We start from the raw sequence: 9,421 nt of genomic DNA on the forward strand, positions 1-9,421 counted from the left end.
GAGCGAGCCTGCTCGCGATAGCGGAGTATCAGTCAACACTTCTGTTGAATTTGATCGCCCTGTCGCGAGCAGGCTCGCTCCCACATTTCGTTTGTGTCAGCCCAGGAGGTCGCGCAGGACTTGGGTAAACGCCCGATTGCTTTCTTCTTCTGCTGCATGACGCCCGTCACGCACTACCCACTGGCCATTGACCAGCACATCGCGCACCTGGCGATCGCCGCCGGCAAACAACCAACGATTGAGAATCCCGTCACCGCTGGCCGTTGCCAGGTACGGATCGTTGCCGTCCAGCACCAGCCAATCCGCACGTTTACCAACTTCCAGTGCACCGATCGGCTGCCCCAGCGCCTGAGCGCCGCCATCCAGCGCAGCGTCATATAGCGTGCGGCCAACCATCGGCTGATCCGCGCCATACAGCCGATTACGCCGCTGATCGCGCAGGCGCTGGCCGTATTCCAGCCAACGCAACTCTTCCACAACGCTCAATGACACATGGCTGTCGGACCCGATACCCATGCGTCCACCCTGCGCGAGGAAATCCACCGCCGGAAAAATCCCGTCGCCGAGGTTGGCTTCGGTGGTCAGGCACAGACCGGCGATAGCGCGACTCTTGGCCATCAACGTGACTTCTTCCGGATTGGCATGGGTCGCGTGGACCAGGCACCAACGCTGGTCGACCTCGGTGTTTTCGTACAGCCATTGCAGAGGACGACGACCGCTCCAACTCAGGCAGTCATCGACTTCCTTCTGCTGTTCAGCGATATGAATGTGCACCGGGCACTGCTTGTCGCTGGCCGCCAGCACTTCGCTGATCTGCTGCGGTGTTACCGCGCGCAACGAGTGGAAACACAAGCCCAGCGACTGCGCCGGTTGCTGCGCCAGGATCGGCTGCAAACGCGACTGAAGCGTGAGGTAATTCTCGGTGCTGTTGATGAAGCGGCGCTGACCGTCGTTCGGCGCCTGGCCGCCGAAACCGGAATGGCTGTAAAGCACCGGAAGCAAGGTCAGACCGATACCGGCGGAACTGGCCGCCTGGCTGATGCGCAGCGCCAGTTCAGCGGGATCTGCGTAAGGCTGGCCGTTGGTGTCGTGATGCACATAATGAAATTCCGCGACCGAGGTGTAACCGGCCTTGAGCATTTCGATGTACAGCTGACGAGCAATGACGCCGAGTTGATCCGGGCTGATTTTTCCGACGAAGCGATACATCAAGTCGCGCCAGGTCCAGAAACTGTCATTCGGATTGCCCGCCACTTCCGCCAGCCCGGCCATGGCCCGCTGGAAGGCGTGGGAATGCAGATTCGGCATCCCCGGCAGCAGCGGACCGCTCAGCCGTTCGGCGCCATCTGCGTTGGAATCGGCCTGGATATGGGTCAAAACGCCCTCGGCGCTGACCTCAAGACGTACATTGTTGGCCCATCCACTAGGCAGCAGCGCGCGTTCGGCAAAGAAGGCGGACATGGTTCAGAACCCCATCGTGTGTTATTTGTATATACATATACAGACGTTTGCCTGCTCGGTAAACTCCGGCAAGCTAGCGACTTCTAACAGACGACCAAGGATTAACCGTGCGGACTCCGCCCCCAGTGTCACCGTTGGCCGCGAACATGGGCGACAGTCCGGCGCCCTTGTACGCCCGCGTCAAACAGATGATCACCCAGCAAATCGACAGTGGAAACTGGCCGCCGCACTACCGCGTTCCGTCGGAAAGCGAGCTGGTCAGCCAACTCGGTTTCAGCCGCATGACCATCAACCGCGCCCTGCGCGAGATGACCGCCGACGGTCTGCTGGTGCGCATGCAAGGTGTCGGCACGTTCGTCGCCGAGCCGAAAAGCCAGTCCGCGCTGTTTGAAGTGCACAACATCGCCGACGAAATCGCCTCCCGTGGCCATCGCCATACCTGCAAGGTGATCACCCTCGAAGAAGAGGCCGCTGGTTCCGAGCGCGCTTTGGCGCTGGACATGCGCGAAGGCCAGCGGGTTTTCCATTCGCTGATCGTGCATTTCGAAAACGACATTCCGGTGCAAATCGAAGACCGTTTCGTCAACGCGCTGGTGGCGCCGGACTACCTCAAGCAGGACTTCACCCTGCAAACGCCTTACGCCTATCTGAACCAGGTCGCGCCGCTGACCGAAGGCGAGCATGTGGTCGAGGCGATTCTGGCCGAGGCCTCAGAGTGCAAATTGCTGCAGATTGAAAAGGGCGAGCCGTGCCTGCTGATTCGGCGCCGCACCTGGTCCGGCCGCCAGCCGGTAACCGCCGCCCGTTTGATCCACCCTGGTTCCCGTCATCGTCTGGAAGGTCGGTTTCATAAATGAATGTAACGAAGGTTCTACGCGCAAAAGATTACCCGCGAATGCCGTGGAAAAACGGCGGTGGCAGCACCGAAGAAATCACCCGCGATGCGGGGACCGGGCTTGACGGCTTCGGCTGGCGCCTGTCGATTGCCGATATCGGCGAGTCCGGCGGATTCTCGACGTTCGCCGGCTATGAGCGGGTGATCACCGTGTTGCAAGGCGACGGTATGACCTTGCGGGTTGACGGCCAGGACACGCCTCCATTGTTACCGTTGGAGCCTTTTGCGTTCAGCGGCGAAAGCCGCGTCACTTGCACCTTGCTGGGCGGGCCGATTCGCGACTTCAACCTGATTTATGCGCCCCAGCGTTACTACGCGCGGTTGCAGTGGCTGGCCGGTGAGCAGCAGTTTTTCAGCTCGGCTGGCACCGTGCTCATATTTAGTGTCACTGACGAGCTTGTCGTGAAGGTCGGCAACAGCGCCTCGCAACTCGGTCGCCATGATTGCCTGCAACTCGGTGGTAACACCGGCCTGCTGGAAGTTTCCAGTAACGGCCCGTGCTGTGTGATCGAGCTGACTGCACGCTGATCCAATACCACCACTGATCGTTCCCACGCAGAGCTTGGGAGCGATCAACTGATTCGAAACTGCGCACCACTTTGTTACCGAACGCCCCAGCGTGGCGCAAAACCACGCCCAAGTAACAGCAATCACCCCCCTCGCAAAATCCCCCGAAAAATTTCATCGTTGCCAGAACCCTTGATCCAGGCGCTTTCCAGCCCGTTTAAAACTTTTCTTGAACGCCCCTCCAACAAGTTGGCCGCTTGATTGCATATTCTTGTATGTACAAGTAAAGACGTATGCGTATGAGTCGACCGAGACTCCTCGCAACGTCCACTGATTCGCTTGTGGCGCAACAGTGCGCACAGGCTGGCTGACCCACCGCCAGGGTTGGTTTGGATTGATCGCTGAGGAGTCTTTTTCGTGACTGACAATACCCAGAAACCTACTAAATACCGTGATGTTGAAATCCGTGCCGCCCGCGGTAACAAGCTGACCGCCAAGAGCTGGCTGACCGAAGCGCCGCTGCGCATGCTGATGAACAACCTCGACCCTGAAGTTGCCGAGAACCCTAAAGAACTGGTGGTTTACGGTGGTATCGGTCGTGCGGCGCGTAACTGGGAATGCTACGACAAGATCGTCGAAAGCCTGACCAACCTGAATGACGACGAGACCCTGCTGGTGCAATCCGGCAAGCCGGTCGGCGTGTTCAAGACACACACCAATGCTCCGCGCGTGCTGATTGCCAACTCCAACCTGGTACCACACTGGGCGAGCTGGGAGCACTTCAACGAACTCGACGCCAAAGGCCTGGCCATGTACGGCCAGATGACCGCCGGCAGCTGGATCTACATCGGCAGCCAGGGCATCGTCCAGGGCACTTACGAAACCTTCGTCGAAGCCGGTCGCCAACATTACAACGATGACCTGAAAGGTCGTTGGGTCCTGACCGCAGGCCTTGGCGGCATGGGTGGCGCTCAGCCCCTGGCTGCAACCCTGGCCGGTGCTTGCTCGCTGAACATCGAATGCCAGCAGGTGAGCATCGATTTCCGCCTGAACAACCGTTATGTCGATGAACAAGCCACCGACCTCGACGACGCCCTGGCCCGCATCGAAAAATACACCAAGGAAGGCAAGGCGATTTCCATCGCGCTGCTGGGTAACGCGGCAGAAATCCTGCCGGAACTGGTCAAGCGCGGCGTGCGCCCGGACATGGTCACCGACCAGACCAGCGCCCACGACCCGCTCAACGGTTACCTGCCGGCCGGCTGGACCTGGGAAGAGTACCGCGCTCGCGCCAAGACCGAGCCTGCTGCCGTGGTCAAAGCCGCCAAGCAATCGATGGCCGTGCACGTTAAAGCGATGCTCGAATTCCAGAAAATGGGTATTCCGACCTTCGACTACGGCAACAACATCCGTCAGATGGCGCAAGAAGAAGGCGTCGAGAACGCATTCGACTTCCCGGGTTTTGTACCGGCTTACATCCGTCCGCTGTTCTGCCGCGGCATCGGTCCATTCCGTTGGGCTGCACTGTCGGGTAACGCTGAAGACATCTACAAGACCGACGCGAAGGTTAAAGAGCTGATCCCGGACGACGCCCACCTGCACAACTGGCTGGACATGGCCCGCGAGCGCATCAGCTTCCAGGGTCTGCCAGCCCGTATCTGCTGGGTTGGCCTGGGCCAGCGCGCGAAGCTGGGTCTGGCGTTCAACGAAATGGTGCGCAGCGGCGAGTTGTCCGCGCCGATCGTGATCGGTCGCGACCACCTGGACTCCGGCTCCGTGGCCAGCCCGAACCGCGAAACCGAATCGATGCAGGATGGCTCCGACGCCGTGTCCGACTGGCCACTGCTCAACGCCCTGCTCAACACCGCGAGCGGCGCGACCTGGGTTTCCCTGCACCACGGCGGCGGCGTCGGTATGGGCTTCTCCCAGCACTCGGGCATGGTGATTGTCTGCGACGGTACTGACGAAGCGGCCGAGCGTATCGCTCGCGTCCTGCACAACGACCCGGCCACCGGTGTCATGCGTCACGCCGATGCCGGTTACCAGATCGCGATCGACTGCGCCAAGGAACAAGGGCTGAACCTGCCGATGATTACCGGCAAATAAAACAGGCTTTGGCCTGATGCAAAACCTGTAGGAGCGAGCGATGCGGCGCCCCGCATTGCTCGCTCCTACAGGGATCACCAACACCGACAAACAATCCACAGAGGTTGAACAATGGCTGTTAATGACGATCGTGCAGGCAGTAAACCGTTGATCGAGACACGTTCGATCGACTACATCCCGGAAGCGGAAAGACACGGTCGTCTGTTAAGCCAGTTCACCTTGTGGATGGGTGCCAACCTGCAGATCACCGCGATTGTCACCGGGGCGCTCGCCGTGGTGCTGGGCGGTGATGTGTTCTGGTCGCTGATCGGTCTGCTGATCGGTCAACTGCTGGGCGGTGGCGTGATGGCGTTGCATGCAGCGCAAGGGCCAAAACTTGGCCTGCCGCAGATGATCTCCAGCCGCGTACAGTTCGGCGTTTATGGTGCGGCCATCCCAATCGTGCTGGTCTGCCTGATGTACCTGGGCTTCACCGCAACGGGAACCGTGCTTTCCGGCCAGGCGCTGGGCCAGTTGTTTGGCGTCAGCGACAGCGTCGGTATCCTCATCTTCGCCAGTGTCATCGTGCTGGTCACGGTACTCGGTTATCGGGTGATCCATTTCATCGGCCGTGTCGCCAGCGTCATCGGCGTGATTGCCTTTGTTTATCTGTTCAGTCGTCTGATGAGCCAGACTGATGTGGGTGCACTCCTGCAAATCCGCCACTTCAGCTGGAGCAGCTTCCTGCTTGCGGTGTCCCTCGCAGCATCCTGGCAGATCGCCTTCGGTCCTTACGTGGCTGACTACTCGCGCTACCTGCCGAGCAAGACTTCCTCGGTGAAAACCTTTTTCGCCGCTGGCGCGGGTTCGGTGATTGGTGCACAGGTGGCGATGATCCTCGGCGTGTTTGCCGCCGCTTCGGCCAACGGACAATTCGCCGGCCACGAAGTGGCCTATATCGTGGGGCTGGGCGGCACCGGTGCCACCGCTGCGCTGCTGTATTTCAGCATCGCGTTCGGCAAGGTCACCATCTCCACGCTGAACTCCTACGGCAGCTTCATGTGCATTGCGACCATCATCAGCGGTTTCCGTGGTCACCTGCAGGTATCGCGCTTGCAACGTCTGGTGTTCGTGCTGTTCATCGTCGGTACCGCCACCCTGATCGCGTTGCTCGGTCAGCACTCGTTCCTCGGTGCGTTCAAGTCCTTCATCCTGTTCCTGCTGGCGTTCTTTACGCCATGGAGTGCGATCAACCTGGTGGACTACTACTGCATCACTCGCGAGCGCTATGACGTGCCGGCGCTGGCCGATCCGAAGGGTCGCTATGGCCGTTGGAACCCACTCGGCATCAGCATCTATGTCTTCGGTGTGCTGGTACAACTGCCGTTCATCGCCACCAAGTTCTATACCGGTCCGCTGGTGGAAACCCTGGGTGGTGTGGATATTTCCTGGATCATCGGTCTGGTGCTTCCCGCAGCCCTGTACTACGTCTGTGCGAAAAAATGGCACGGCTCGGTACCCGATCACCTGATTCTGCCGGTTGAGCAGGACAGCGTTGTACAACAAAAAACAAGTGGGGCTGGTCGCGCTGCGGCGCAGGCCTGATTGGACGTGGACAGGGCTGGATGCCTCTTGACTGCCGTAAGCCAATTCATGATTAGGAGCGTCACTACAATGAAATCGAACAAGACCCTGCTGACCACATTGCTGTCCATGGGCCTGCTCGCCAGCGCCGGCGCCACTCAGGCTGCCGGTTGGTGCGAGTCGGGCAAACCGGTGAAGTTCGCCGGCCTGAACTGGGAAAGCGGCATGCTGCTGACCGACGTGATGCAAATCGTGTTGGAGAAGGGCTACGACTGTAAGACCGACAGCCTGCCGGGCAACTCCATCACCATGGAAAACGCCCTGAGCAGCAACGACATTCAAGTGTTCGCTGAAGAGTGGGTTGGCCGCAGCGAAGTCTGGAACAAGGCCGAGAAGGCCGGCAAGGTTGTCGGTGTCGGCGCTCCGGTCGTTGGCGCAATCGAAGGCTGGTACGTGCCGCGCTACGTGATCGAAGGCGACGCCAAGCGCAAGCTGGAGCCCAAGGCCCCGGACCTGAAAGCAATCGCCGACCTGGGTAAATACGCCGCCGTGTTCAAGGACCAGGAAGAGCCTTCCAAGGGCCGTTTCTACAACTGCCCGGCCGGCTGGACCTGTGAACTCGACAACAGCGAAATGCTGAAAAGCTACGGCCTGGAAAGCACCTACACCAACTTCCGTCCGGGCACCGGCCCGGCGCTGGATGCCGCGGTGCTGTCGAGCTACAAGCGTGGCGAGCCGATCCTGTTCTACTACTGGTCGCCCACCCCGCTGATGGGCCAGGTCGACCTGGTCAAGCTTGAAGAAAAACCAGGCGTGGATAAAAGCGTGAGCATCAAGGTCGGCCTGTCCAAGACGTTCCACGAGCAAGCCCCGGAACTGGTGGCAGTGCTGGAAAAGGTCAACCTGCCGATCGACCTGCTCAACCAGAACCTCGGGCGCATGGCCAAAGAGCGGATCGAGTCGCCAAAACTGGCCAAGATCTTCTTGAAGGAACATCCTGAAGTCTGGCACGCATGGGTAAGCGAAGACGCAGCCAAGAAAATCGACGCGGCCTTGTAGGTTGGGCCTCTCCGACTGTCGGCAACGGCAGTCGGGTGCTTGATCGCAACCCCTTGATTGAGAGTCTCTTATGTTTCCCGAAAGCTTTACCTTTTCCATCGCCGACTGGGTCAACGGTTGGGTCGATTCGCTGGTCACCAACTACGGCGATGTGTTCCGGCATATCTCCGACACCCTGTTGTGGGCCATCGTCAATCTTGAAGGGTTGCTGCGTGCGGCGCCCTGGTGGCTGATGCTGGCCATCGTGGCGGGCGTTGCCTGGCACGCGACTCGTAAAGTGGTGACCACGGCAGTCATCGTCGGCCTGCTGTTCCTGGTGGGTGCGGTCGGCCTCTGGGACAAGCTAATGCAGACCCTGGCGCTGATGATGGTGGCCACCGTCATTTCGGTGCTGATCGGCATCCCGCTGGGCATTCTCTCGGCACGCAGCAATCGCCTGCGTTCGGTGCTGATGCCGTTGCTGGACATCATGCAGACCATGCCGAGTTTCGTGTACCTGATCCCGGTGCTGATGCTGTTCGGCCTGGGCAAGGTGCCGGCGATTTTCGCTACCGTGATCTACGCCGCGCCACCGCTGATCCGCCTGACCGACCTGGGCATCCGCCAGGTGGACGGTGAAGTGATGGAAGCGATCAACGCCTTCGGTGCCAACCGCTGGCAGCAACTGTTTGGCGTGCAACTGCCGCTGGCCCTGCCGAGCATCATGGCCGGGATCAACCAGACCACCATGATGGCCCTGTCGATGGTGGTGATTGCCTCGATGATTGGCGCCCGTGGCTTGGGTGAAGACGTGTTGGTGGGGATTCAGACCCTCAACGTCGGACGTGGCCTGGAAGCCGGTCTGGCGATCGTGATTCTGGCAGTGGTCATCGACCGCATTACTCAGGCGTATGGTCGGCCACGGCATGAGGTGAGCAAATGAACGACGCAACCGTGAGCAAAATCGAAGTCAAAAACGTCTTCAAGATTTTCGGCAACCGCTCCAAGGACGCGCTGGGCATGATTGGCCAGGGCAAAACCAAGGATCAGGTGCTGGCCGAAACCGGCTGCGTGGTCGGCGTGAACGACTTGTCGTTGAGCATCGGCACCGGCGAGATCTTCGTGATCATGGGCCTGTCGGGTTCCGGCAAATCGACCCTGGTGCGCCACTTCAACCGCCTGATCGACCCCACCAGCGGCGCGATCCTGGTGGACGGCGTGGACATCCTGCAATACGACATGGAAGCCCTGCGCGAATTTCGCCGGCACAAGATCAGCATGGTGTTCCAGAGCTTCGGCCTGCTGCCGCACAAGACCGTGATCGACAATGTCGCCTACGGCCTGAAAGTGCGTGGCGAGAGCAAGCAAATGTGCTCCGAGCGTGCGCTGCACTGGATCAATACCGTGGGCCTGAAAGGCTACGAAAACAAATACCCGCACCAGCTCTCGGGCGGCATGCGTCAGCGTGTGGGCCTGGCCCGTGCCCTGGCGGCAGACACCGACATCATCCTGATGGACGAGGCCTTCAGTGCGCTCGATCCGTTGATCCGCGCGGAGATGCAGGACCAGTTGCTGGAACTGCAAAAGACCCTGCACAAGACCATCGTCTTTATCACCCACGACCTCGATGAGGCCGTGCGCATAGGTAACCGCATCGCGATCCTCAAGGACGGCCGCCTGATCCAGGTGGGCACGCCGAGAGAGATCCTGCATTCGCCGGCGGATGAGTATGTGGACCGGTTCGTCCAGCGTCGGGCGGCGGTGGTTTAAAGGTTTGCGGCGGTTGTGCCGGCCTATTCGCGAGCAGGCTCGCTCCCACAATTGGAATGCGTACCCTGTGGGAGCGAGCCT

Annotated in this window: 8 protein-coding genes; 7 read left to right on the forward strand and 1 reads right to left on the reverse strand. The window is 60.0% G+C overall.

Annotated features, from left to right (window positions below):
• Positions 1-96: 96 nt before the first annotated feature.
• On the reverse strand, positions 97-1,461 hold the full coding sequence (locus QMX98_RS28180; protein WP_282411716.1) for a formimidoylglutamate deiminase: 1,365 nt from the start codon (positions 1,459-1,461) through the stop codon (positions 97-99).
• Between the two features lie 146 nt (positions 1,462-1,607).
• Here QMX98_RS28180 and hutC point away from each other — a divergent pair, with 146 nt between their 5' ends.
• From hutC to QMX98_RS28215, 7 genes are all read left to right on the forward strand, one after another.
• Positions 1,608-2,318, forward strand: coding sequence for a histidine utilization repressor (gene hutC / locus QMX98_RS28185; protein ID WP_154505298.1), 711 nt, complete (start codon positions 1,608-1,610; stop codon positions 2,316-2,318).
• The gene (locus QMX98_RS28190; protein ID WP_282411717.1) at positions 2,315-2,884 is read left to right on the forward strand and encodes a HutD family protein; all 570 of its coding nucleotides are present in this window, start codon (positions 2,315-2,317) and stop codon (positions 2,882-2,884) included. Before hutC ends, QMX98_RS28190 begins: the two co-directional genes overlap by 4 nt.
• A gap of 396 nt (positions 2,885-3,280) precedes the next feature.
• Positions 3,281-4,969, forward strand: a complete 1,689-nt coding sequence (hutU, locus tag QMX98_RS28195; protein ID WP_282411718.1) for a urocanate hydratase — start codon at positions 3,281-3,283, stop codon at positions 4,967-4,969.
• Positions 4,970-5,080: 111 nt separating this feature from the next.
• Positions 5,081-6,553 (forward strand): cytosine permease, encoded by a 1,473-nt coding sequence (locus tag QMX98_RS28200; RefSeq protein ID WP_010464523.1) that lies wholly within the window; start codon positions 5,081-5,083, stop codon positions 6,551-6,553.
• Positions 6,554-6,622: 69 nt separating this feature from the next.
• A complete protein-coding gene (locus QMX98_RS28205) occupies positions 6,623-7,591 on the forward strand; it encodes an ABC transporter substrate-binding protein (RefSeq protein WP_109627514.1) in 969 nt (322 codons plus the stop codon).
• Positions 7,592-7,661: 70 nt separating this feature from the next.
• A complete protein-coding gene (locus QMX98_RS28210) occupies positions 7,662-8,513 on the forward strand; it encodes a proline/glycine betaine ABC transporter permease (protein ID WP_010464518.1) in 852 nt (283 codons plus the stop codon).
• Complete coding sequence (locus QMX98_RS28215; RefSeq protein ID WP_010464516.1) at positions 8,510-9,340, forward strand: glycine betaine/L-proline ABC transporter ATP-binding protein; 831 nt, start codon at positions 8,510-8,512, stop codon at positions 9,338-9,340. Before QMX98_RS28210 ends, QMX98_RS28215 begins: the two co-directional genes overlap by 4 nt.
• Positions 9,341-9,421: the final 81 nt, after the last annotated feature.

This window comes from Pseudomonas sp. PS02303 (assembly GCF_029959925.1).
Taxonomy (GTDB): domain Bacteria; phylum Pseudomonadota; class Gammaproteobacteria; order Pseudomonadales; family Pseudomonadaceae; genus Aquipseudomonas; species Aquipseudomonas mandelii.

Bases quoted from the DNA above. Each gene is read 5' to 3' on its own strand.
- QMX98_RS28210 (WP_010464518.1), top strand. From the start codon at position 7,662: ATGTTTCCCGAAAGCTTTACCTTTTCCATCGCCGACTGGGTCAACGGT.
- hutC (WP_154505298.1), top strand. From the start codon at position 1,608: ATGGGCGACAGTCCGGCGCCCTTGTACGCCCGCGTCAAACAGATGATC.
- QMX98_RS28205 (WP_109627514.1), top strand. From the start codon at position 6,623: ATGAAATCGAACAAGACCCTGCTGACCACATTGCTGTCCATGGGCCTG.
- QMX98_RS28200 (WP_010464523.1), top strand. From the start codon at position 5,081: ATGGCTGTTAATGACGATCGTGCAGGCAGTAAACCGTTGATCGAGACA.
- QMX98_RS28180 (WP_282411716.1), bottom strand. From the start codon at position 1,461: ATGTCCGCCTTCTTTGCCGAACGCGCGCTGCTGCCTAGTGGATGGGCC.
- QMX98_RS28190 (WP_282411717.1), top strand. From the start codon at position 2,315: ATGAATGTAACGAAGGTTCTACGCGCAAAAGATTACCCGCGAATGCCG.
- QMX98_RS28215 (WP_010464516.1), top strand. From the start codon at position 8,510: ATGAACGACGCAACCGTGAGCAAAATCGAAGTCAAAAACGTCTTCAAG.